Here is a 23,948-nt window from a genome sequence, read left to right as displayed (position 1 = left end):
ACACCATTTAGGAGCACGTGTCATGGAAGCAGAAGCAGCAAAATACATCGGTGCCGGTATCGCATGCCTGGGCATGGGCGGCGCAGGCATCGGCCTTGGCAACATTTTCGGTAACTACCTCGCAGGCGCTCTGCGCAACCCGTCCGCTGCTGATGGCCAGTTCGGCCGTCTGATCTTCGGCTTCGCCGTGACGGAAGCTCTGGGCATCTTCTCCCTGCTGGTGGCTCTGATCCTCCTGTTCGCTTAATCGCTAAACCTTAGCGACTATCGATGCGACTCCGGTGGCGGCGCTCTCTAGCGCCGCCCAGCCGGATTTAGGAGACTGGAAATGGCAGGCCAAACTCACTCGACCACAGAAGGCATGCACGAAGCCATAGAAGTGCCGGCCGCAGAGCATGGCGCGGGTTTCCCGCCTTTTGACAGCACCACATTCGCCTCCCAGCTCTTGTGGCTCGCGATCACGTTCGGCGTGTTCTACTGGATTATGAAGAATGTGGCCGTTCCGCGGATCGCAGGCATTCTGGAAGACCGCAGGGACCGTATCGCCGGTGACATTTCCGAAGCCAACCGGCTGCAGGAAGAAACCGACGCTGCGATCGCAGCTTACGAGCAGGCGCTGGCCGAGGCCCGCAACAAGGCTCATGGCATTGCCCACGAGACGCGGACCAAGCTCAAGGCAGATCATGAAGCTCGCCGCGAAAAGGCGGAAGCCGAGCTGAACGGGAAGCTGAAAGCGGCTGAAGCACAGATCGCTGCAACCAAGACCGATGCCCTTTCTCAGATCGGGGATATTGCCGGAGAAACCGCTTCAGCGCTCGTTGAGCAGCTGATGGGCAAAGCTCCGACCAAGACCGACCTGACCAAGGCGCTCAAGTCGGCGATGAACTGAGGAGACCGTCATGGATGCTACATTTTGGGCCCTGATCGGTCTTATCCTGTTCTTCGTCGTGATTTTCTACGTCAAGGTTCCGGCCAAGATCAACGGTTCACTGGACGAACGCGCAGAAACCATCCGCAAGGAACTGGAAGACGCACGCAAGATGCGTGAAGAAGCCCAGGCTCTCTTGTCTGAGTATCAGCGCAAGCGTCATGAAGCCGAAAGCGAAGCGGAAGCCATCATCGCAGAAGCCAACTCGGAAGCTGAGCGCCTGACGCTCGAAACCAGCCAGGCTCTGGAAGAAATGATTGCTCGCCGTACCAAGGCTGCGGAAGACAAGATTGCACAGGCCGAAAGCCAGGCAGTCGCTGAAGTCCGTGCCAAGGCCGCTGACATTGCCGTTGCCGCTGCCGAGGAAATCCTTGCAGCGAAGGTGAAGGATAAAGTCGCCGACGACATCCTCGCCAAGAGCATTGAGCAGGTGAAGGAGCGGCTGAACTAAGTTCGGTCCACTCTGCTGACAAATTGAAGAAGCGGCCTTTCGGGGCCGCTTTTTTGTTGCGGCAAGCAATTTGCACGCTACTTGGCACTAATCGGCAGCGAACGCCATTGCTGGTTGGTGTTGACGTGCCCGAAAGCAGAGGAATGTCGCTGACTTGCAGCGTATTTCCTGCCGTCTAAACCCAACCCGTCATGTCCGGAACCTCAAGACCCTGCAGCCAGCCTGACCGGCTTGAAGCTGAGGCGATGATGAACGGTCGGCCCATGGCGTTCCAGCGCTGCCTGGTGTTGCGGCACGCCATACCCCTTGTGCTGGGCAAACCCGTAGTCCGGAAAACTGGCGTCGAGGTGAACCATCATCCGGTCCCTTGTCACCTTCGCAACGATAGAGGCAGCCGCAACGCACAGGCAGCGGCCATCGCCCTTGATCAATGCCTGTCCGGCCTGTTTCAGCCCATGCGGCACATCTCGGCCGTCGACAAGAACGTAGTCGGGAACAAGTGGCAGGTGATTGACGGCCCGCACCATGGCCGAAAGGGTTGCGGTGCGAATATTGACAGCATCGATCGTTGCCGGTGAAGCGCTGGCGAGCGAGACATGGGCTGTAGCAACAATCTGCTCGAAAAGTTCTTCTCGCCGGGCTTCTGTCAGTTTCTTGGAATCATTGAGGCCAACCGGTACCCGGTCGTAATCCAGGATAACCGCGGCCGTGACCACGGGCCCAGCCCAGGGGCCGCGACCGGCTTCGTCTACGCCGCAGAGCCGACCGTCAAAGGATTTCGCGTGCTTACGCTCGATCACAAGGTCCGGGCTATCGGGAAAGGCAAGGTCAAAGAGGGAAGGGCTGAACGTCATGAACTGCACCCTGCCGTCCGGCAGCAAGTTTCTCAAGATCTTGCGTCAAAACAGGTCCAATTGCACACCGCCTTTTTGCGGCTGGACGAAGGCCTCGGTGTTGAGCTTTCGGCGACGCAGATTGAGGCCAAGGCGTTTCGCTCCCAGCGAGAACCGTTTGGCAATCTGGTCGGCATAAGGACCTCTCCCGCGCATGCGCTCGCCCCATTTGGCGTCATAGTCCTTGCCGCCGCGCATGGCGCGGATCAGGTTCATCACATGGCGGTAACGGTCCGGACGCTCTCGCAGCAGCCAGTCCCGAAAGAGTTCCGACACTTCCAGGGGAAGCCGTAAAAGGATGTAGGCAACCTCCGTCGCGCCATGCTCGGCTGCCGCTTCCAGAACGTTTTCAATTTCGCTGTCTGTCAGGGCTGGGATCACAGGCGCCATCATTACGGACGTGGGAATGCCCGCGTCGGAGAGAGCCCGGACGGCCTCAAGCCTTTTGTGGGGTGCAGACGCACGCGGCTCCATGGCCCGGCAGAGTTTCTTGTCGAGCGTCGTGACCGACAAGGCAACCTTCACCAGATTTCGTTCTGCCAGCCTCGACAGAATGTCGATATCTCGCGTGACCAGGGCTGACTTGGTGACGATCGCAACCGGGTGTGAGCAATTGTCCAGCACTTCCAGGATCTCACGCATCAGCTTGTAGCCGCGTTCCATAGGCTGGTAGGGATCAGTGTTCGTGCCGATGGCGATCACGCGCGGCTGATAACCGGGGCGGGAAAGTTCACGTTCAAGCAACTGTGCGGCATTGGGTTTGGCAAACAGCCTGGTTTCGAAATCCAGGCCCGGAGACAGCCCCATGAACGCGTGGCTCGGTCTGGCGAAACAGTAGATGCATCCATGTTCGCAGCCCCGGTAGGGATTGATCGAGCGGTCGAAGGAAATATCCGGCGACTCGTTTCGGGTGATGATTGTGCGCGCACGCTCTTCCTGAACCTGGGTTTTCAGCGGCGGCAGGTCTTCAAGCGTTTCCCAGCCATCGTCGAAACATTCACGAGTTAATTTCTCGAAGCGGCCGGAGGCATTGAGCGCAGCCGCGCGTCCCCGCCGCCTGTGCTCGGAAACGGAGCGGACATCGGGTACAAGGCCGGCTGCGTCGGCTGGTAGTGAAATCTCATCGGGGGGACTGAAGGGCACGCGAGAACGTCCAGGTTATGAAATGGAACATAACAAGAACATTATCACGACGCCAACGCGACGCAAGATGCTGTTTACACCTTGTGGGTTTTGACCTTCAAAAGATGGTGGACTGCAGACCAGGCCGGAATTCAGGAACCGCCACGGTCATCGTGACCTGGCCGGCGACCAAGGTATTTGATCAGGATCGCATCCAGCGTCCCGTCGGACTGCATCTCGCGAATGGTTTCGTCGTAGCGTCCGGGAAGGCTTTTGATGTCCGGGTAGGTCGAGGCTTTGGCAAAGACGTTGTAGTAGGGCTTCGTTATCAGCGGCAGCGGTAACGTCGCCAACTGGTCCAGCCTCCCGGCCTTCTTTTCCTCGTAGAGCGTGCTGATGGTGTTCATGGGAACGGCGTCCACACGCTTTGCCAGCAGCATGCCGATCTGGAGATTGTTACTGGCGACCGTCTGAAAATCGAGGCCGGCGTTGAGGAACTCCGGCGTATAGGCGAAATCCTGCGTGATACCGATCTGCAGCCCCTTCAGGTCGTCGTAGCCTTCGAAACGGATTGTCCCGGCATCTTCGGCGCGGATGAAGAAGCTCCAGCTGATGTCGATGTAGCTTTCGTCTGGATAGTTCAGGTACTCCATCCGGTCCGGCTTCTTGGAAAACAATAGCAGCATGTCCGCCCGTCCGGCGCGCGCTTCCTGTTGGATGCGGGTTCCGGATTCGACCAGTTCCAGCGAATAGGAAAGGCCGAGACGGCGCATGACTTCATCGAGAACTTCGACGTCGATACCCTTGTACACCCCGTCTTCAAGAAACTTGTATGGCTCTTCCGGGGTTGCCAGCACCACGAGGTCTCGGGCCGATGCTGTCCCGGCCAGCAAAGCCAGGGACAGAACAAACCCGGCGAGCCCCATGAAGATCCGGCCGAGCGTCTGCGTCAGGTATCCTGCGCCTGAAGTTGGCTGTTGATCGGGTGTCGTCATGGCGCGATCGCTTGGGTTCTGGTCGAAGTAAGAGCTTTCAGCTTTGGTATGCACTCTTAAGATAACATGAAACCCGGCACTTCCATTTGCCGAAAAGGGGCTATTTTCCTGAAAACCGTCAAATGGATACCGATCGGTTTCACACTGGAGCAACTTTTCACGGCCCTATGACAAATGTGAAAGAGGTACTGCTACAGCTTTCGCCCGGTCTTTTCTTTTCATGCAACCAAAGTAGACATTACCCGGCGATATATATCGCGAAGGTTGGTGGCCGATTATTGGAGTTTGTTAAGAACCCCAACAAAAAAACAGCTCCCGGCTCGTCGGCGACACTCGCACTTTGAAAAAAATCATGTAAAACTTGAGATCATGATCAGCGTCATCATTGCGACAAGAAATTCCGAAACCGAACTCGTTCACGCGCTTTCGGCCCTGGTGCCGGCAGCTGCAGAGGGCGTTATCCGCGAAGTTATCGTGGTCGATGGTGGTTCGTCGGACAATACCGAGAAGGTTGCCGACGCGGCCGGGTGTGTCTGGACCAGCCGGGGCAATGCTTCCCGCAGCGAACGCCTTGCCTATGGCGCCTCCATGGCGAGCCGGGGCGACTGGCTATTGTTCCTGCGGCCGGAAACGCTTCTGGAAAGCGGCTGGCATCATGAGGCCCAGGCCTTCATCGAGCGGGCAGCCCGTGCCTCCAACGGTCCACGGACCGCCGCAAGCTTCCGCCTTCGCTATGAGGCTTTCGGGCTCAGTGCGCGGGTAAGCGAGTCTTTTGCAGCCTTGCGGTCCCAACTGCTTGGCATGCCTTACGGCAACCAGGGCCTGCTGATCTCCAGACAGTTTTATCAGAAGCTCGGCGGCCATCGGCCGTTGCCGGAGCTGGAAGATCTCGATATCGCCAAGCGTATCGGACGTGGGCGGATGGTGTTCTTGCGGGCTGCCGCCGTCTCTTCGGGTGAACCCGAGCGGGAAGGGCTGTTTTCCAGGTTCCGCCAGGCCTTCGCACGCTTTTGCGTCGGTACCCTGCGCATTCCAGCGAGCGTTGCCGTCAAGCTGCACGGCTGAACAAGGCACTGCTTGGTTCTGGGCGGATACGCTCTTCTTCGGTATGGTGGCGATCACGCCTCCCGCAGCTTGCCGCGCTTCAGGTGCTCGTCCAGCCTGGGCATGATCTCCACGAAATTGCAGGGCATGTGACGATAGTCCAGCTGCCATTTCAGGATACCGTCCCAGGCGTCCTTGCAGGCGCCCGGGGAACCGGGGAGCACGAAAATATAAGTCGCCCCGGCAACGCCGCCGGTCGCACGGGACTGGATCGTGGAGGTGCCGATCTTGTCGTAGGAGATCCGGTGAAAGACCTCTGAAAACCCGTCCATGCGTTTTTCGAACAGAGGCTCCATAGCCTCCGGCGTCACGTCACGGCCGGTAAAGCCGGTGCCGCCGGTCGAGACGATCACATCCACGCCCTTGTCATTGATCCAGCTTTTGACGACCGCCTGAATGGCCGGAACGTCGTCGGTGACGATCTGCCTGTCCGCAAGCGTATGTCCTGCCTTTTCGATCCGGTCCACCAGGGTATTGCCGGAGCGGTCTTCTGCCAGCTTGCGCGTGTCCGATACCGTCAGCACAGCAATGTTGAGCGGAATGAACGGACGGGTTTCATCGAGACGGGACATGGTGAACTCCTTTGCTCTCCAGACATAGGCAATAGCCGCAATGGCTTCCAGAGGCAGCAAGCAAACTGTCGCGGCAAATTGACTTTGAAATAAAATTACAAAAAATAACAAGATTGAGACACTTGCAAAAAAGTTAGGTCAGTATTATTGACTTAAATAACCAATCCAAAAATGCAACGAGCCAACAATGACAACCTGGGAAAGCCTATACGCCCGACGCGCCAGCCGCATGCGCGCCTCGGAAATCCGTGAACTCCTGAAACTGCTGGACCAGCCGGATGTGATCAACTTCGCCGGCGGTATTCCCGACCAGGCTCTGTTCCCCGCCGAGGCGTTCAAGGCAGCCTATCAGGAAATTCTGGCAGGTCCGGACGCGGGCCGCGCACTGCAATACGGCATGAGCGAAGGCAGCGCCCGCCTGCGCAACTGGATCGTCAACCACATGCGCCGCCTTGGCGTCGAGTGCGGGCCAGAAAATATTCTCGTCACCTCCGGGTCTCAGCAGGGGCTCGATTACATCGGCAAACTGTTCCTGACGGAAGGCGACACCGCGCTGGTGCAGTGGCCGACCTATCTGGGCGCATTGCAGGCTTTCAATGCCTATGAGCCCGGTTACGACCGGCTTGACCCTGGAGCCAACCGCCCTGCGGAAGATTATGCGGCAATCGCGCGCGAAAAGGGCGGACGGATCAAGTTCGCGTACCTTTCTCCCGATTTCGCCAACCCCACGGGCCTGACGGTGGATCTGGCCGAGCGACAACGCCTTTTGGCACTGGCCGGAGAGCTCTCCTGTGCAGTCATTGAGGATTCGCCCTACGAGGCGCTGCGCTATGACGGCGAACCGTTGCCACCGATGCTGGCGCTTGATTGCGAAGCCTCGGGTGGGATCAACAACGCCCGCACACTTTACTGCGGCAGCTTTTCCAAGTCGCTCTCACCGGGATTGCGCCTCGGCTGGATCTGTGCGTCGGCTGATGTCATCTCCAGGCTGGTTCTGATCAAGCAGGCGAGTGACCTGAATTCGCCGGTGCTCAACCAGGAAGCCATGGCCCGGGTCGCCGAAAATGTCTTTGAAGCGCATACGGCAAAGACGAATGCGGTCTACAAGTCCCGGCGCGATGCAATGCTGGCCGCACTTGAGCGGCACATGCCGGCTGGTGTCAGCTGGACCCGCCCGGAAGGGGGCATGTTCATTTGGATGACCCTGCCCAAAGGGATGGACGCGGCAACTCTGCTGGAAACCTCCATCGAAACGGCGCGTGTCGCCTTCGTTCCCGGCCGTGCGTTCCATCCGGATGGCACCGGGGCGAACACCCTACGGCTCAGCTTCTCCTGCAACGACTATCAGAAAATCGAAGAAGGTATTTCAAGGCTTGGCCGCTTGATTACCGAAACTGTCACGTCCAAGTTGTAAGTCCTTCGAGGGAAGAAGCAGGGGCGGGTGTTGGAGCCGATGGCGCTGACCGACAAGCTGGACAATTATTGTGAGCGGATCGGGCCGGAGTTCTGGTCCGAGCCGCTCAATGCGCTCACCAATGCGGCTTTCCTGATTGCGGCCATTGCCGGATACATGCTCTGGCGCCGCAAGACACCGGACGATCTCTTTGCCCTTGTCCTGATCGGCATCGTCTTCGTGACCGGCCTGGGGTCGTTCCTGTTTCACACTTTCGCGACACGTTGGGCGAGCCTTGCCGATGTCATCCCGATCGCGCTGTTTATCCATGTCTATCTCTTTGCGGCGCTGAACCGGTTTCTGGGTCTGTCCTGGTGGGCGGCGCTAGGCATCGTTATCGTGTTTTTCGCAGTCACGCCCTTTGCCGGGCGCGCGGTCGCACCGCTGGTCGGCTCATCTGCAGGCTATGTGCCTGCGCTACTGGCGATCTTCGTGGTGGGGGCACTGTTTCTTCGCAAGAATGTGCGGTTCGGGCGTGAGGTGTTGCTGACAGGTGTCGTCTTTGCCGTATCACTGACATTCCGGACGCTGGACGGCCCGGTTTGCGATCAACTTGCCATTGGCACGCATTTCCTGTGGCATATCCTGAACGGGGTCGTACTGTTTTTGTTATTACGGGTTCTCATCAGGCAGCGTGCCGGTTAAATCACACAGAGTATTCACGAAATTGCAGATCATCGTCGCGGACAGGCCGCAGAGCTTTGCAGAAAAACAATATGACCTTAGGGAAGAGGCAGGAGACAGGGACCGTCATGAGCGACAGCAGCAAGACCGGAAGTGATCTGACCGAAGCGGCCCTGTTCTATCACGAGCATCCGCGCCCGGGAAAACTGGAGATCCAGGCAATCAAGCCGCTGGGCAACCAGCGCGACCTGGCGCTGGCCTATTCACCCGGCGTGGCCGCGCCGTGCCTTGCGATTGCCGACAATCCGGCACTGGCAGCCAATTACACCTCGCGCGGCAATCTGGTCGCCGTCATCTCAAACGGCACGGCAGTGCTCGGCCTCGGCAACATCGGTCCGCTGGCATCCAAGCCGGTGATGGAAGGCAAGGCGGTTCTCTTCAAGAAGTTCGCCGGCATCGACGTCTTCGATATCGAGGTGGCCCAGACCGACGTTGAAAAATTCGTCGATGCGGTTTCGGTTCTGGAGCCGACCTTTGGCGGTATCAACCTGGAAGACATCAAGGCGCCCGAATGCTTCATGATTGAATCGAAGCTCCGGGAACGTATGAAGATCCCGGTCTTTCACGACGATCAGCATGGCACGGCGATCATCGTCGGCGCCGCGGTTCGCAACGGTCTGGACCTTGCCGGCAAGAAGATCGAGGAAGCCAAGATTGTGGCGTCCGGTGCGGGCGCGGCTGCGCTTGCCTGCCTCAACATGCTCGTCTCGCTGGGGGCGAAGCGGGAGAACATCTGGGTTACCGACATTGAAGGCGTCGTCTATGAAGGCCGCGAGGCGCTGATGGACGAATGGAAGGCGGTCTTTGCCCAGAAGACGGATTTGAGGTCGCTCGATCAGGTAATCGACGGCGCCGATGTCTTCCTGGGGCTGTCCGCTGCCGGCGTGCTGAAGCCGGGCATGGTGGAAAAGATGGGCAAGGGCCCGCTGATCCTGGCGCTCGCCAACCCCAACCCGGAAATCATGCCGGAGGACGCCAAGGCTGTCCGTGACGACGTGGTCATGTGTACCGGACGGTCCGACTACCCGAACCAGGTCAACAACGTCCTGTGCTTCCCCTACATCTTCCGGGGCGCGCTCGACGTCGGGGCGACCACCATCAACGAGGAAATGAAGCGGGCCGCCGTTGAGGCAATTGCCGGCCTTGCGCGCGAAGAACCGTCCGACGTTGCCGCCCGTGCCTACGGCGGCAAGACCGAAACCTTCGGACCGAACTACCTGATCCCTTCGCCGTTCGATCAGCGCCTGATCCTGCGCATTGCACCGGCTGTTGCCAAGGCGGCCATGGCAACAGGTGTCGCCACGCGCCCGATCGAGGATTTCACGGCCTATCTGGACCGGCTGAACCGTTTTGTCTTCCGGTCCGGCCTCATCATGAAGCCGATCATCCAGAACGCCAGCAAGGACCCGCAGCGGATCATTTATGCCGAAGGCGAGGACGAACGTGTTCTTCGTGCCGCTCAGGTGCTGATCGAAGACAATATCGCCAAGCCGATCCTGGTTGGCCGTCCGGACGTCCTGCAGCAACGCTGCGAACGCTTTGGCCTGCGCATTCGTCCCGATGTCGATTTCGAGTTCGTCAACCCGCAGGACGATCCGCGCTACCGTGAATATGTCGACGAATATTTCGAGTGTGTCGGCCGCAAAGGCATGCCGCCCAACGCGGCGCGGACGGTCGTGCGCACCAACACCACGGTAATTTCCGCCCTTGCGGTGCGCCGCGGCGATGCCGATGCGGTCATTTGCGGTCTGGAAGGCCGGTTCATCCGCCATCTGCGGGACATCAAGCAAGTGATCGGCGTTTGCGAGACGGCCAGGGACCTTTCGGCCATGTCGCTGCTGATCAACTCGCAAGGGGCCATATTCCTGTCGGATACCTTCGTGACGGAAGACCCGACCGCCGAAGAGATCTCCGAAATGGCCAACCTCGCGGCTGAGGAAATCCGGCGCTTCGGTATCGAGCCGAAGATCGCCCTGCTGTCGCTTTCCAACTTCGGTTCTCGCGACACGGCGTCCTCGCGCAAGATGCGCGAAGCGCTGGAGATGATCTGGAAGCGCTATCCGGAACTGGAAGTCGATGGCGAAATGCACGGCGACAGCGCGCTCAGCGTGGAGCTGCGTGAGCGGGTGATGCCGGGCAGCAAGTTGAAGGGAGAGGCCAACCTGCTTCTGTTCCCGAACCTGGATGCGGCCAACATTGCCCATAACCTTTTGAAGGTATCGACCCAGGCGCTTCATGTCGGACCGATCCTTCTGGGCACGGCCAAGCCCGCGCATATCCTGACACCGTCTGTCACCTCGCGCGGCGTGGTGAACATGTCGGCGCTTGCCAGCGTCGAGGCACAGACCCGGTCCGCCGGCTAGTCCTGCTTCAAATCGCGCCTTCTGTTGAACAAGGCGGATCGGTACAACCGGTCCGCTTTTCCATTTTTCAAACGGCCTGCCATGACCCTTGTGAAACAGCCAGCCGACTGCGTCAGCAAAACGGATATTCGCACCGCAATTGATGCGCTTGACGAAGAACTCCTGCAGCTCTTCGCCCGTCGCCAGGGCTATGTCCGGCGGATGGCGGACCTGAAACAGCATCCTGATGAGGCCTTTGATCACCAGAGGATTGAAACAATGGTGGCTGCTCTGAAAGACCGGGCGGAAGAATTGGGGTTGGAAGGCGCGCAGGCGGAAGCGGTCTGGCGGACGCTGATCGACTGGAACGTGGCTTTCGAAAAGCGAACGATCGCCGCACGGCTCGAGGCGCTGCAGGACGAGCCGACGAAACCGGGCTCCGATTTTTAGCACCGTGCCGGGTTTTCCAGACCGTTCAGGCTCCTACCTATCAGGGAGTATGGATCGTCCGTGGAGCCCCAATGACCCTGAATTCGCATCTTCTTCCAGGCGTGGCCGCAATGGCCGCAGCGCTCATCCTGCCGATTGTCCCTGCCGCTATGGCCCAGTCAGCGGTTCAGCTGGAAACCGTTGCCGCGGGATTGTCCTACCCATGGAGCGTCGCTTTCCTTCCGGAGGAGGGCTACCTGGTGACGGAACGCGACGGGACTGTGAAGCACATTGATGCATCCGGCAGGCAGAGCGAAGTTACCGGCGTTCCGGAAGTCTTTGCCCAAGGACAGGGTGGTCTGCTGGACGTGGCGCTCAGCCCGGACTTTGCCACCGACCGGACGGTCTTTCTGTCCTATTCCCAAGGATCGGCGGAGGGCGCCGGCACATCCCTGTTCCGGGCGAAGCTTACCGGTGCCTTTGAGGGAGGCTTCGCGCTGGAAGATGGCGAGACGATCTTTTCCGGCAACAACAAGGCCTACGGAGGCCGCCACTTCGGATCACGCCTCGTTTTTGCGCCCGATGGCACCTTGTTCATGACCGTCGGTGAGCGGGGAGACGGTGAGCGTGCTCAGGATACCTCGGACCACGCCGGGTCCGTGTTGCGTCTGACGAGGGACGGTCAACCTGCTCCGGGCAATCCCTTTATCGGGCAGGAAGGCTACAAGCCGGAAATTTGGTCCTATGGTCATCGCAATCCGCAGTCGGCTGCGATCCATCCTGAAACCGGCGTATTGTGGACAGTTGAACACGGGGCACGAGGCGGCGACGAAATCAATATTCCCGAAGCCGGAAAGAACTATGGCTGGCCGGTGATTTCCTACGGACGCCATTACTCGGGGGCAACCATCGGTCAAGGCACGTCGAAGGAAGGCATGGAACAGCCGGTTCACTATTGGGATCCCTCCATCGCTCCGTCCGGCATGGCCTTTGTAACCAGCGACCGATATCCAGACTGGAAGGGCGACATGCTGGTCGGTGCGCTGGCTGGACAACACCTTGCCCGTGTTGACCTCGACGGCGGAACCGTTGTCGGCGAGGAAAAGCTGCTGACGGATCTTGGCGAGCGGATACGCGATGTCCGGCAGGGCCCCGATGGCTACGTCTATGTTCTGACAGACAGCGACGATGGCCGGTTGCTGCGGCTGCAACCTTGAGGCAGGCCGAACTTTTTGAGCTGTAAGCGCTTTTGCGGCTTCTTTGCTTGACATTAGGGCCGTTCCCGACGATATACCGCACTGCAACCGCTGCCGCGTGAGCAGAGAGTGCGCCCCGGACAAGAGAAGTTTCTTGGCGGGCAGTCGCAAGAGGGTTGCCACTTCAAGAACCCAATGAGGGGTTCAACCAGTTCCCATTTCACGCGAGGGTCTGGCGGCAGAGAGACCGGGTAGCGATGGCTGCCGGCTGTGCCGCATTCCAACTTCAAGTCGCACCGTCAATGACGTGCGGCTTAACAAGCGTTTGTTTCGCTTGAACCAAGGATTTTATATTGACCGACTTTCAAAGCCTGGGACTCTCCAATGGCCTTGTGACTGCCGTTACCGAAAACGGCTATGACGCTCCGACACCGATCCAGCAAAAAGCCATCCCGTTGATCCTGGAAGGCCGGGACCTCATGGGTCTGGCACAGACGGGTACGGGCAAGACGGCTGCTTTCGGCCTGCCGTTGATCGACCGGCTTCTCCTGGAGAAGAAAAGAGCCGTTCCCAAGGGCACACGGGCGCTGATTCTGGCCCCGACCCGCGAACTGGTGAACCAGATCGCAAAGAACCTGATTTCCTTCCTGAAGCATACGCCGCTGCGGGTTTCCTCCGTTGTCGGTGGTGTGTCCATCAACGGCCAGATCAAGCGGCTCTCAAAGGGCACCGACATTCTGGTGGCAACACCGGGCCGGCTGCTGGACCTGGTAGATCGTGAAGCGATCGACCTGCGCACCGCTTCCTACCTGGTGCTCGATGAAGCTGACCAGATGCTCGATCTGGGCTTCATTCATGCCCTGCGCCGGATCGCGGGCCTGGTGGCCGACAAGCGCCAGACCTTGCTGTTCTCCGCAACCATGCCGAAGCAGATCAACGAGCTGGCACAGTCCTATCTGCGCAACCCGGAGAGGGTCGAAGTTGCTCCGGCCGGCAAGACCGCTGACAAGGTTACCCAGTCGGTTCATTTCATGGACAAGAACGACAAGGGCGACTTCCTGGTCGATCAGCTTCGTGACAAGCCGGACGGGCTGTCGCTGGTGTTCTGCCGCACCAAGCACGGCGCGGAACGGCTGATGCGCAAGCTGGCGCATTCCGGAATTTCCGCTGGTTCGATCCATGGCAACAAGAGCCAGAACCAGCGTGACCGCGCGATCAAGGACCTGCGGGAAGGCACCATCAACGTGCTCGTGGCAACCGATGTTGCCGCTCGCGGCATTGATATCCCGGGTGTCAGCCACGTTTATAACTTCGAGCTGCCGGAAGTTGCAGAAGCCTACGTTCACCGAATTGGCCGTACGGCCCGCGCCGGTGCGGAAGGCGAGGCGATTGCCCTGTGTGCTCCGGAGGAAATCGGTCTCTTCCGCCAGATCGAGAAGCTGATCGGTATCGATATCACGGTCGCCGGTGGTGAAATTCCGCCGATGTCCGCGGCTGCCGGGCGCGCAAAGCGCGGCGGAAACCGGAATGGCAACAGCAAACCGGGTGGCAAGAAGCCGTTCCGCAAGCAGTCGTCCTCCGGCGCCAACGACAACGCGTCCGAAAACCGTCGTCCTCCGCGTCGCCGTCGTCAGAACACACGCAGAGATGCAGCCTGACGACTGACGGGTTACGTCGCAGTTCATTGTGATGTGAAAAAAATTGCACCGGGAAGTGGCCTTCCCGGTGCCGAACCTTGTGGTCGATGGGTTTCAGAACTGTTGAAACAGTGCTGAATGAATTTGGTGGATGAACCGCCTGATCCGAACCAGAACCGCCGCCGGCTGGTTATGACCCTGCTGTCTTCCTGTCCACAAGGTATCCAACCGCTTGCGCGGCTCGATCTCGTTAAGCTTTCGGGAAAACCGCGGGAACTCCGCGAAGAACTTGTAGAAAGTCACCAAGATCTTGGTGATTTGCTACAAATTTGCCCCGTGAAAGTAAAAGTAAATTAACCAACGAGAGACTGCAATCACAACCAGTTGGTCGCTATTTGGTATGTGGATAAATAGATTTATCAGTAAATTCAGCTAGTTAGTTTGCTTTTGGTGAAATAGTGATGGATTTGACGAACAACCTCAGATGGAGTTGATGGTTGAGTGGTTGAAATAAACGCTTAGATTTCAAAGAATTGGCTAATTCATTTTCTTAATTTATTGTTATATAGAAAAAATTTATAGACCCTCTGAAGGTCGATAAGTTCCTTATCGCCTTGTTTGTAAACGGAAAAAACCGGCAATAGTCATACTGTCAAATATCGCGATGTATTGATCGGTATTTTCGGTAACCCTTATTTTCCAGGCTCCGTGTTTTCAGTTGAGGCTTATTCCTGGCATTTTTTTGACCAGTTGGTATAATTTTGTCTTTTGGAGTCATAACAAGTTTTTATTCGTCTCATTATTTATTTGACCTTGCCGTAGGGGGAGTTTATTCCGGCGCCATCACGGTTTTGGTTAACAGAATTAAACAAATCGAAACCCGAAAAAAATCCAGATCATCTCTGGGATAAATGTGCACGCTGGCTCCATCGGGACCAACGACCTCATAAGAATTGCCCGTTGTTAATACGGGTACGAACTTGTGGCGCGGGCAACCACGCGGCAGCAAGCGGAGTGGCATGTCCACTCGGCCTTGTCCGTGTGTTTGACAACCGCAACAGGCTGGACCCCCACATACGCCAGCCTGATTACGACCCATCGGCCGCAAGACTGCAGCACCGGGAAGGCTTCCTTTCCGGTGCTGTTCGTTTTTTCAAGGCACAAAAAACCACGGGTTTCCCCGTGGCTTTCAATGTTTTCCAGTTTGGCAGCGAACCTTACATGTTCGGATAGTTCGGACCACCGGAACCTTCCGGAACGGTCCAGTTGATGTTGCCGTTCGGGTCCTTGATGTCGCAGGTCTTGCAGTGGACGCAGTTCTGCGCATTGATCTGGAACCGCGGCGCATCTTCGCCTTCCTCGATCCACTCGTATACGCCAGCCGGGCAATAGCGGTTGGACGGACCGGCAAAGACATCGTGTTCCGAGCGCTTCTGCAGTGCCTCGTCCTTCACCTTCAGATGGATCGGCTGATCCTCTTCGTGGTTGGTGTTGGAGAGGAACACCGAAGACAGCTTGTCGAAGGAAACGACACCATCCGGCTTCGGATAGTCGATCTTCTTGCAGTCCTTGGCCGGTTTCAGGGTGTCGGCGTCCTTCTTGCCGTGTTTCATGGTGCCGAAGAAGGAGAAGCCGAACAGCTCGTTGGTCCACATGTCGAGACCGCCTAGGGCAACACCGATAGCGGTGCCGAATTTGGACCACAGCGGCTTTGCGTTGCGCACGCGCCAGAGATCCTTGCCGATCGGGCTTTCGCGCCAGGCTGTGTCGTAATTGGCCAGCTCGTTGTGTGCTTCGCCGCGGCCGATTGCTGCCATGACTTCTTCTGCCGCCAGCATGCCGGACAGCATGGCATTGTGGGAGCCCTTGATCCGCGGCACGTTGACGAAGCCTGCGGAACAACCCATCAGCAGACCGCCGGGGAACGAGAGTTTCGGCACGGACTGGAAACCGCCTTCGGTAATGGCACGGGCACCATAGGAAATACGCTTGCCGCCTTCGAAGGTGTCACGGATCGCCGGGTGCGTCTTGAAACGCTGGAACTCGTCAAAGGGCGACAGCCAGGGGTTTTCGTAGTTGAGGTGAACCACGAAGCCGACAGCGACCTGGTTGTCTTCCAGGTGATAGAGGAACGAGCCGCCACCGGTCTTGCCGTCAAGCGGCCAGCCGAAGGAATGCTGCACCAGGCCAAGCCGGTGCTTCTCCGGGTCGATCTGCCACAGCTCCTTGATGCCGATGCCGAATTTCGGCACGTCGCTGTCCTTGTCGAGGTCGAATTTCTCGATCAGCTGCTTGGCCAGAGAGCCACGTGCGCCTTCACCGATCAGGGTGTATTTGCCGCGCAGCTCCATGCCGCGTGTAAACATGGCATTGGGTTTGCCATCCCGGCCGATGCCCATGTCGCCCGTCGCAACACCAACCACGTTGCCATTGTCGTCATAGAGGATTTCGGCAGCTGCAAAGCCCGGGTAGATTTCAACGCCGAGCGCTTCAGCCTTTTCGGCCAGCCAGCGGCAGACATTGCCAAGCGAGACGATGTAATTGCCGTGGTTGTTCATGAGTTTCGGCATGAACATGTTCGGCAAACGCATGGAACCTGCCGGCCCCAGCACGAGGAAGTGGTCGTCGGTAACCGCCGTCTTGAGCGGCGTGTCTTCTTCGCGCCATTCCGGAAGCAGCTTGTCGAGAGCGATCGGATCAATCACGGCGCCGGAGAGAATATGCGCGCCGACCTCGGATCCCTTTTCCAGTACGACAACGCTCAGCTCTTCGCCCTTGTCGTTGGCGATCTGTTTCAGCCGGATCGCAGCTGCAAGACCGGCGGGCCCTGCGCCTACGATCACAACATCCACATCCATGCTTTCGCGTTCGCCAAGCGCTTCTTGTTCGCTCATCTTTTTCTCCCTCCGCCCAAAGGGCAACTTCTGCGCCGCCAGGTGCTCAAATCAAGTGAACCAGCGTATGGATAACGGCTGATGCCCAATTGTTAGAGCAACTTACCTGCGTCCGTTCGGAAGCAGCGCCTATTAGCCCTTACCGCCTATTTGCCCCATTTTGCAGCGCAAAACACGACATTTTTCATCGGCAATTGCGAAATTTCGCCGCTATTCCTTCAGTTGGGCATCAGATAGACCAAAGCAGGCGCAGGGCGTCAAGTGCTTAGTTAACGTTTACGTAAACGTAACTAATGGGTATTCCCGGCAGTTTCGAAAATGTGCACAGGCTTTGGAAAACCGGCCGGATTGAAGGTGGTCTGGCGCTGCATGCTTGTAGAAATGATCGGGGCGGTTAAACTCCGCCCCGGAGGCAGCCTCTTGCAACAGATCCCGAACGACCCGAGACACCTTGAAGCCCTGCTGGATTTTTATGCCGGTGCGGGTGTCGATTGTTTTCTTCAGGACGAACCCGTCGATTGGGTAGCGCTTACGCGTGCCCAAGCAGCGCAGCGTGCGCTGGCCGGTCAGCATGCGGCAGCCCCCACGCATGCTCAGCAGCCCCGGCAACAGGCCCCGGCAGGCAATTTCCAGGGGCAGACAGGCTCTCCGGTTCCGGCAGCTCCCGTCGCTCCCCAGGCGATTTCCGTGCCGCCCGCAGTTGCGGGGCAAGCGCCGGTCTTGCCCGACAGGGAGATAATCGCCGCAGCCCGGGATCTGGCGGCAACTGCCCCGACTCTCGAGGAACTGCGCAATTGCCTGGGCGGTTTCGACGGCTGCAACCTCAAGCTGACCGCCAAGAAGCTCGTGTTTGCCGACGGCAATCCACAGGCGAAGCTGATGTTTGTCGGCGAGGCGCCGGGCCGCGATGAGGATCTTCAAGGCCTGCCTTTTGTTGGCCGTTCCGGCCAATTGCTGGACAGAATGCTGGGTGCGATCGGTCTGGATCGCTCGTCGGCCTATATCGCCAACGTGGTTCCCTGGCGGCCACCTGGCAACCGGACGCCGACACCGCAGGAAACCGAGATCTGCAAGCCGTTCATTCTGCGCCAGATCGAACTGGTCAATCCGGACGTGCTCGTTTTTCTCGGTGCGGCATCCGCCAAGACCCTGCTCGGGGTACAGGACGGCATCCGCAAGATGCGCGGGCGCTGGATGACCTATCCCTGCAAGGGCAGGGAAATCTCGGCTATCGCCACTTATCATCCGGCGTATCTTTTGCGCAGTCCGCTTGAGAAGCGGTTGTCCTGGCGCGACTTTCTGGCGATCAAGCAGAAGCTGGAAGAAAAAGCAGCGCAATAGCCTTCGGACTGCATGGTTTCCTGCAATCATCCAGACGTTTCTTCGTTTTCTCGACCTCGCCGGGCAGGTTGTTCGAAACGTTCAGGGAAATCCTTCTTTTTCAGATCAAAAGTGACCTTGCGTTAACTTGGATTTCAGACTACAGGTTGTAACATTGAGTGTGTAACGCTCTGGGTGATTTTAACAACCGGTCATGACGATGGATGCAGACAAATGCATTTCGGCGCTCGTCGTCGACTTGGCGGACATGTCTTGTTTCGAAGCAACGGCCTATGATCTGACAGAGAACGGCTGTTGGATTGCGTCCGACAGGGTTGACCTCCTGAAGGAGGAGGTGGGCTTGCGCCTTGCCGGGTTCGACAAACTGGTCCGCGGGACCGTGATTGCCTTTGGCGATCAGCAAGCGCAAATTTCTTTTCAGACCAAACGAGAGGCGTCAGGCGAAAAACGCCGCGAGATCCGGCGGCAAGTCTGGATCACGGCAATCGTTTGCGGCAAGACCAATCCGGCGACAATGAGATGTCGGATCGTTGATGCCAGCAGGTCAGGATGCCGGCTGGAAGGCGACAAGCTGGATCGACTTCCCGATGACATCGAGGTCTCCATTCCCGGTCTCGATCTGCCGATCAGTGCAGAGATTGTCTGGCGCAAGAACAACCAGGCCGGTGTCAGGCTCACCTGGCCGTTCGAAGCGTCGCCCAAGCCCAAACCGGAAGACGTTCTGGAGCGCATGAAAGAAGAAGACGAAAAGCCGAAACGCAAGCGCAAAAAGAAGATCAGCGCTTTCGGTGGTTGAACAGCGCTTGGGCGCGTTAAACCGTGCGACAAGGTTTTGACGGCCTGGAGTCTTTGCAAGCGGGCTTTGCGTACATATATCGGATGGAGTTTGTGAACTCTTTCAGGGCCTATTGCGCGTGATTTCATCCCTTCGCCGGTTTCTTCCCAAACCCTTTCGAAACGATAAGCCTGTCATTCCGGTCGTGCGCCTGCATGGGGCAATCGGTGGCGGTGGGCCGCTGAAGTCCGGATTGTCCCTGGCGACCGCGTCCATCCCCCTGGAAAAAGCCTTCTCGATGAAGAAAGCACCGGCGGTGGCCCTGGTGGTCAATTCGCCGGGTGGCTCGCCCGTTCAATCGAGGCTCATCTTCAAGCGGATCCGGGACCTGGCCAAGGAAAACGAGAAGGACGTTCTGGTTTTCGTTGAGGATGTGGCTGCCAGCGGCGGTTACATGATTGCGCTCGCAGGGGACGAGATCTTTGTCGATCCGTCGTCCATCGTCGGCTCGATCGGTGTGGTTGCAGCCGGGTTCGGCTTCACGGAGATGATCAAGAAAATCGGCGTTGATCGGCGCGTTTATACCGCAGGTGAAAAGAAGGTGACCCTCGATCCCTTCCAGCCGGAAGTGCCGGAAGACATCGAATACATCAAGAGCCTGCAGCTCGAGATCCACGAGACCTTCATCGACATGGTGAAATCGCGTCGTGGTGACGTGCTCGCAGATGATCCGGATCTTTTCACGGGCAAGTTCTGGACCGGGCGCACCGGTGTTCAGCTTGGGTTGGTCGACGCGATCGGCGACCTGCGCGAAGTGATCAAGGACCGGTATGGTGACAAGGCCGAGCCGAAATTGATTTCCGCACCACGTGGCCTTTTTGGCCGCAAGGCCGGGCTTGGTGTCGGCCTTGCAAAAGGCCGACTGCTGGACGGGGTCGGCGAGGAGTTGATCTCCTCTGTCGAGGAACGGGCAATGTGGATGCGCTACGGCCTTTAAAAAGGCACAATGCCTGTGTGAAAATCGGGTGAGCAAGGGGAAAAGACATGACCGAATTGATAGGCGTCGCCGCATTGGCCGTGGGAGGTTACTGGATCGTGCAGCGCGTGAAGCGCAAGATGGCCGAGGTTGAAAACCAGATCTCCAGGGCAGCTGCAAAAGCCGATCCCAATGGCCGCGGTGCCAAGCTTGTGCTTGACCCGGTCAGCGGCAAGTACCGTCCGCAAGCCTGACGCAACGGCGGGCAGTTTGCCCGCCCGCCGTCAGGTGCTTTTTTTCAGCGGTTTCAATTTGCCGGTACCGCCCGGAAAAGCCCCCAGCGCGCTGTCCCGGTGCGCGCGGTAATCCCGAGCAGGACCAGCGTCACCACCAGCAGCATCAGTTCCGCCAGCGGACTGGACAGCCAGATGCCGCCCTCTCCGAAATAGACCGGCATCAGGAACACCAGCGGCAGAAAGAACGCATAGGGTTTGGCGAGGCTCAGCAGAGCTGCCCGAGCCGCATCTCCGAGCGCCTGAAAGTAGGTCGCAACCATGAACAGCGGCCCCGCGACGAAGTAGAGCGCCATTATCACCGGAAGGATCCGGCCGACTTCCGCCGCCACGTCTGGATCGTTCACAAATGCGAAGCCGACCTGGTATGAGAACAGCGTGAGCACGAGTTCGGCAAGGCCGCAGTAGACAAGGGCCACAACCAGGCCAGCCCGCAAGGTGCTGTCCGAGCGATGCCACAGACCTGCCCCGAAATTGTTTCCGATCATGGACTGTAGCGCCTGGGCAAGGCCCAGGAGAGGCAGATAGCAGAAGGTCATGACCCGGGTAACGATCCCGAATGCGGCGACCGTTGCCTCATATCCGCTGGCACCGGCCGTCTGCAGTGCGGCAATGGTTGCAGCGGACCCCAGGGCAATGCCGATGAAGCTCAGGCTCTGAGGTGCACCAAGCATCAGGATATCGCGCCAGAAAGATGTCAGCGGATATCGCAGGAGCGCGGACGGTGACAATTCCGTTTTCCCGCTCAGTCTCAGACCCAGCATGATTGCAAGCGCCATCGCCTGTGCCAGCACGGTTCCGGCCGCACTACCGGCAACACCGTAATCGTAAACCGCGATCAGCAGATAATCGAAGGCGATGTTGGCCAGCGAAACAAGCAGGCTGAAGCCCGCCATTACCACCGCGAGGCCTTCGTTGCGCAGCGCGTCGGCATTTACCGACAGCACGAACATCAGTGGTGTGAAGGCAACCGTGATGGCCATGTAGGTATGGCTCATACCGGCAATCTCCACCGAACCGTCAGCGGCGGCCCGGGTGAGGCTGTCGCCAAGACCCAGGAAGAGGGCGATCACGATGCCAGCGATGGCAAGCGCCAGACCGTGTGCACCGGCAAAAACCGCTTCGGCATCGGCACCAAGGCCGGCTCCGAGTTTGCGGGCAAGCACGCTGGACATGCCGCTGGCAACAAGTGTCGCCAACGCCGCAAGCAGCATATAGGCAGGAAACATCAGCGTGACCGCGCTGAGGGCATCCGGCCCGACGTAAAGGCCGAGGAATATGGCATCGACCACGGTCAGCAACCCGTTCATGCTCATCACCAGGATGATGGGCAAGGCGGTTCTGGCCAGGGTCGGAAGGATTGGCCCATGCGTATAGGCGTTGGGCCGGGATATGTCGGAAGACATTCCGTTCTCCATCAATGGGCATTTCGATCGGGAAGGAGGGGCTCGCATTGCCACCAGCGCGAAATGCGTGGGGAACAGAAAGTCTTGAAGACCAGAATTTCACCGTGACTGTCGTCCGCGAGCGGCAGGCATTCCGAAGCCGGTGCGAGGGATACCTTGGTGCCGGCGCTCCGTCAATCTGAAACAGCCACGCCCGCTTCGCCTTGACCTTGCCCCGACATCGTGGCACCTGTCGCCCAAACCGGCGATACGTGCACGCCGGGCACAGCCATATTCGCGGAACATCTTCATGTCGACTGAAACCCTGCCGGCGCACATGCGGCCGGAAAACTCCTTTCAAGGCCTGATCCTGACCCTGCAGCGCTACTGGGCCGACCAGGGCTGTGTTGTGCTTCAGCCTTACGACATGGAAGTCGGCGCCGGTACGTTCCACCCGGCGACCACGCTGCGTTCACTCGGCCCACGTCCGTGGCGGGCTGCCTATGTGCAGCCGTCGCGCCGCCCGACCGACGGGCGTTATGGTGAGAACCCGAACCGTCTGCAGCACTACTACCAGTTCCAGGTGATCCTGAAGCCGTCACCGGCAAACCTTCAGGAGCTCTATCTGAATTCGCTCTATGCGATCGGCCTTGACCCGAAGCTGCACGATATCCGCTTTGTGGAAGACGACTGGGAAAGCCCGACCCTGGGGGCCTGGGGCCTCGGCTGGGAATGTTGGTGCGATGGCATGGAAGTGTCCCAGTTCACCTATTTCCAGCAGGTGGCAGGCTTTGAATGCTCGCCCGTCTCCGGCGAGCTGACCTACGGCCTTGAGCGCCTGGCGATGTATATTCAGGGCGTCGATAACGTCTATGACCTCAACTACAACGGCATGGAAGGCGATGCCAAGGTCACCTATGGCGATGTTTTCCTGCAGGCCGAGCAGGAATACTCGCGGCACAATTTCGAGCACGCGGACACCGAAATGCTGTTCCGCCATTTCAAGGATGCCGAAGCCGAATGCCGTTCACTGCTGGAAGCCGGTGCGAAAGCACGTGAAGCTGCCGGTGCCAATGTCCATCAGGTGGTGCTGCCGGCCTATGACCAGTGCATCAAGGCCAGCCATGCCTTCAACCTGCTCGACGCGCGCGGCGTCATCTCCGTGACCGAGCGCCAGAGCTATATCCTGCGTGTCCGCGAACTTGCCAAGGCCTGCGGCGCTGCCTTCCTTGAAACGGAAGCCGGCGGTGTCGGCTATCACAACCAGGCCGCGGAATAACGCATTCCGGCTTGAGGCGGATCTTCTTGATCAATCGAATGCGGGGCCAGGTTGGCCCCGTTTTCGTCAGGCAATATCCAGGCTGTTCATTTGCCTGCTACCAGCAACCTGCGAAGGCTCACTCGGGTTCCGAGCCCGGCTCGGGCTCCAGTTCACAGGCGAGGCGCATGTCGCCGATGTCCAGGTGGCTTGCCTGTCGATTGCCGGAAAACCGGGTGTTTCCCCACTCGAAACTTTCTCCCGAAGTACCTGGAACCGGGTCAAGCAGGACTTGCGTATGTGCCTTTCCGCCGACAGGTCCGGAAAGCGTCGCGGGCCCCGGTTCCTGTGGGGTGAAGATGACGTGAAAGACCAGATCGCCATTCGAACAGCGATACTGGTCAGCAAGCGAAGCACGGGCCTCTTGCGTTGCCAGCACCAACGGCAGCACCGCAAGCGCCGGGATCATTCTGCAAAGTTGCAACACGCACATTGGTGGGCGACCTTTCGTTCAGGCGTTTCGGGCAAGCTCGCCCAAGCTTATCTGCAATCCTGTGTCGAAGATTACAGAATGACTCAATTCAGGCGTCGGTCGCTTGAAGAAGATGACAAGTCAGCACCTCCCGGTTAGCTTCCAGAACACATTTTCTGGAGGTGATTGTCTTGTCCTGGTTCTTTCTTGCAGCGCTGATTGCGCTATCTGTTTTTGCGATCGTTCTTTACAACGGACTTGTCAAGAAACGGCAGATGGTCGAGGAGGGCTGGAGCGGCATCGATGTCCAGCTCAAGCGGCGGGCAAATCTCATTCCCAACCTTGTCGAGACCGTGAAAGGCTACGCCTCGCACGAAAAGGAAGCGCTCGAGGCCGTAACCAGCATGCGCGCGCAAGTTTCGGCAGTGCCGAACGATGACGTTGCTGGCCGTGCGAAGGCAGAAGGAGAACTCAGTCATGCTCTCGGCCGCCTGTTTGCAGTTGCGGAAGCTTATCCAGACCTGAAGGCAAGTCAGAATTTTTCCGACCTTCACAATTCGCTGGACGAGATCGAAAACGCCATCCAGATGGCGCGCCGTTATTACAATGGCGCGGTCCGGAACCTGAATGTTGCGGTCGAGAGCTTCCCATCCAATCTGATTGCCAACCAGTTCAAGTTCGAAAAGGCCGAGTACTTCGAAATCGAAGACGAGGCTGACCGCGCGGTTCCGAAGGTCCAGTTCTGAGG

General features: G+C 58.4%; 23 protein-coding genes. 16 read left to right on the top strand and 7 right to left on the bottom strand.

All coding sequences use genetic code 11. The features are described from left to right. The first annotated feature begins 22 nt into the window (after positions 1-22). The 3 genes from HCG46_RS10695 (at position 23) to HCG46_RS10685 (ending at position 1,379) form a co-directional block, all read left to right on the top strand. A complete protein-coding gene (locus HCG46_RS10695; protein ID WP_006935776.1) occupies positions 23-247 on the top strand; it encodes a F0F1 ATP synthase subunit C in 225 nt (74 codons plus the stop codon). 81 nt (positions 248-328) lie between these two features. Further along, positions 329-889 carry a F0F1 ATP synthase subunit B gene (locus tag HCG46_RS10690; protein WP_023001968.1) on the top strand — a complete coding sequence of 187 codons (561 nt, stop codon included), beginning with the start codon at positions 329-331 and terminating at the stop codon, positions 887-889. 10 nt (positions 890-899) lie between these two features. After that, positions 900-1,379: a F0F1 ATP synthase subunit B gene (locus HCG46_RS10685; protein WP_023001967.1), complete on the top strand. Its 480-nt coding sequence runs from the start codon at positions 900-902 to the stop codon at positions 1,377-1,379. Between the two features lie 203 nt (positions 1,380-1,582). Here HCG46_RS10685 and HCG46_RS10680 read toward each other — a convergent pair whose 3' ends face one another. The 3 genes from HCG46_RS10680 to HCG46_RS10670 all read right to left on the bottom strand — a co-directional run bounded on the left by HCG46_RS10680 (position 1,583) and on the right by HCG46_RS10670 (position 4,389). Beyond that, positions 1,583-2,233 (bottom strand): ribonuclease HII, encoded by a 651-nt coding sequence (locus HCG46_RS10680; protein WP_168686165.1) that lies wholly within the window; start codon positions 2,231-2,233, stop codon positions 1,583-1,585. Positions 2,234-2,278: 45 nt separating this feature from the next. Further along, positions 2,279-3,391: a PA0069 family radical SAM protein gene (locus tag HCG46_RS10675; protein WP_228872851.1), complete on the bottom strand. Its 1,113-nt coding sequence runs from the start codon at positions 3,389-3,391 to the stop codon at positions 2,279-2,281. Between the two features lie 155 nt (positions 3,392-3,546). Continuing rightward, entirely contained in the window at positions 3,547-4,389 is an 843-nt protein-coding gene (locus HCG46_RS10670; protein ID WP_209009440.1) for a transporter substrate-binding domain-containing protein, read from the bottom strand. Positions 4,390-4,758: 369 nt separating this feature from the next. Here HCG46_RS10670 and HCG46_RS10665 point away from each other — a divergent pair, with 369 nt between their 5' ends. After that, positions 4,759-5,454, top strand: a complete 696-nt coding sequence (locus HCG46_RS10665) for a glycosyltransferase (RefSeq protein WP_023001963.1) — start codon at positions 4,759-4,761, stop codon at positions 5,452-5,454. Between the two features lie 53 nt (positions 5,455-5,507). Here the strand turns inward: HCG46_RS10665 and moaB are convergent, their stop codons facing one another. Further along, positions 5,508-6,065, bottom strand: coding sequence for a molybdenum cofactor biosynthesis protein B (gene moaB, locus HCG46_RS10660; RefSeq protein ID WP_168686163.1), 558 nt, complete (start codon positions 6,063-6,065; stop codon positions 5,508-5,510). A 187-nt stretch (positions 6,066-6,252) separates the two neighbouring features. Between moaB and HCG46_RS10655 the strand changes: the two genes are divergently transcribed. The 6 genes from HCG46_RS10655 (at position 6,253) to HCG46_RS10630 (ending at position 13,827) form a co-directional block, all read left to right on the top strand. After that, the gene (locus tag HCG46_RS10655) at positions 6,253-7,479 is read left to right on the top strand and encodes a PLP-dependent aminotransferase family protein (protein ID WP_055657890.1); all 1,227 of its coding nucleotides are present in this window, start codon (positions 6,253-6,255) and stop codon (positions 7,477-7,479) included. Positions 7,480-7,506: 27 nt separating this feature from the next. Further along, positions 7,507-8,163, top strand: coding sequence for a ceramidase domain-containing protein (locus tag HCG46_RS10650; RefSeq protein WP_322853556.1), 657 nt, complete (start codon positions 7,507-7,509; stop codon positions 8,161-8,163). A 107-nt stretch (positions 8,164-8,270) separates the two neighbouring features. Then, entirely contained in the window at positions 8,271-10,565 is a 2,295-nt protein-coding gene (locus HCG46_RS10645; protein ID WP_023001959.1) for an NADP-dependent malic enzyme, read from the top strand. An 81-nt stretch (positions 10,566-10,646) separates the two neighbouring features. Beyond that, entirely contained in the window at positions 10,647-10,994 is a 348-nt protein-coding gene (locus tag HCG46_RS10640; RefSeq protein ID WP_077293159.1) for a chorismate mutase, read from the top strand. Between the two features lie 71 nt (positions 10,995-11,065). Beyond that, on the top strand, positions 11,066-12,190 hold the full coding sequence (locus tag HCG46_RS10635) for a PQQ-dependent sugar dehydrogenase (protein ID WP_209009439.1): 1,125 nt from the start codon (positions 11,066-11,068) through the stop codon (positions 12,188-12,190). Between the two features lie 332 nt (positions 12,191-12,522). Beyond that, on the top strand, positions 12,523-13,827 hold the full coding sequence (locus HCG46_RS10630) for a DEAD/DEAH box helicase (protein ID WP_023001956.1): 1,305 nt from the start codon (positions 12,523-12,525) through the stop codon (positions 13,825-13,827). A gap of 1,196 nt (positions 13,828-15,023) precedes the next feature. Here HCG46_RS10630 and HCG46_RS10625 read toward each other — a convergent pair. Then, positions 15,024-16,700, bottom strand: coding sequence for an electron transfer flavoprotein-ubiquinone oxidoreductase (locus HCG46_RS10625; RefSeq protein ID WP_168686161.1), 1,677 nt, complete (start codon positions 16,698-16,700; stop codon positions 15,024-15,026). Between the two features lie 381 nt (positions 16,701-17,081). Here HCG46_RS10625 and HCG46_RS10620 point away from each other — a divergent pair, with 381 nt between their 5' ends. The 4 genes from HCG46_RS10620 (at position 17,082) to HCG46_RS10605 (ending at position 20,046) form a co-directional block, all read left to right on the top strand. Then, entirely contained in the window at positions 17,082-18,041 is a 960-nt protein-coding gene (locus tag HCG46_RS10620) for a uracil-DNA glycosylase (protein ID WP_168686663.1), read from the top strand. Between the two features lie 199 nt (positions 18,042-18,240). Beyond that, on the top strand, positions 18,241-18,837 hold the full coding sequence (locus HCG46_RS10615; protein ID WP_161633266.1) for a PilZ domain-containing protein: 597 nt from the start codon (positions 18,241-18,243) through the stop codon (positions 18,835-18,837). A gap of 118 nt (positions 18,838-18,955) precedes the next feature. Next, a complete protein-coding gene (locus HCG46_RS10610; RefSeq protein ID WP_031269710.1) occupies positions 18,956-19,813 on the top strand; it encodes a S49 family peptidase in 858 nt (285 codons plus the stop codon). Positions 19,814-19,860: 47 nt separating this feature from the next. Next, positions 19,861-20,046, top strand: coding sequence for a hypothetical protein (locus HCG46_RS10605; RefSeq protein ID WP_023001949.1), 186 nt, complete (start codon positions 19,861-19,863; stop codon positions 20,044-20,046). A 53-nt stretch (positions 20,047-20,099) separates the two neighbouring features. On the opposite strand, the gene HCG46_RS10600 is transcribed toward HCG46_RS10605, so the two are convergent. Next, the gene (locus HCG46_RS10600) at positions 20,100-21,491 is read right to left on the bottom strand and encodes an MATE family efflux transporter (RefSeq protein ID WP_209009438.1); all 1,392 of its coding nucleotides are present in this window, start codon (positions 21,489-21,491) and stop codon (positions 20,100-20,102) included. 289 nt (positions 21,492-21,780) lie between these two features. Between HCG46_RS10600 and HCG46_RS10595 the strand changes: the two genes are divergently transcribed. Further along, a complete protein-coding gene (locus HCG46_RS10595) occupies positions 21,781-22,749 on the top strand; it encodes a glycine--tRNA ligase subunit alpha (protein ID WP_055657898.1) in 969 nt (322 codons plus the stop codon). 118 nt (positions 22,750-22,867) lie between these two features. Here the strand turns inward: HCG46_RS10595 and HCG46_RS10590 are convergent, their stop codons facing one another. Next, a complete protein-coding gene (locus HCG46_RS10590) occupies positions 22,868-23,197 on the bottom strand; it encodes a hypothetical protein (RefSeq protein ID WP_168686156.1) in 330 nt (109 codons plus the stop codon). 188 nt (positions 23,198-23,385) lie between these two features. On the opposite strand from HCG46_RS10590, the gene HCG46_RS10585 reads away from it, so the two are divergent. Next, positions 23,386-23,946 (top strand): LemA family protein, encoded by a 561-nt coding sequence (locus HCG46_RS10585; protein WP_168686662.1) that lies wholly within the window; start codon positions 23,386-23,388, stop codon positions 23,944-23,946. Positions 23,947-23,948: the final 2 nt, after the last annotated feature.

The sequence above is a fragment of the Labrenzia sp. PO1 genome (assembly GCF_012273635.1).
Taxonomy (GTDB): domain Bacteria; phylum Pseudomonadota; class Alphaproteobacteria; order Rhizobiales; family Stappiaceae; genus Roseibium; species Roseibium algicola.
This window is presented reverse-complemented; position numbering and strand designations above follow the sequence as displayed.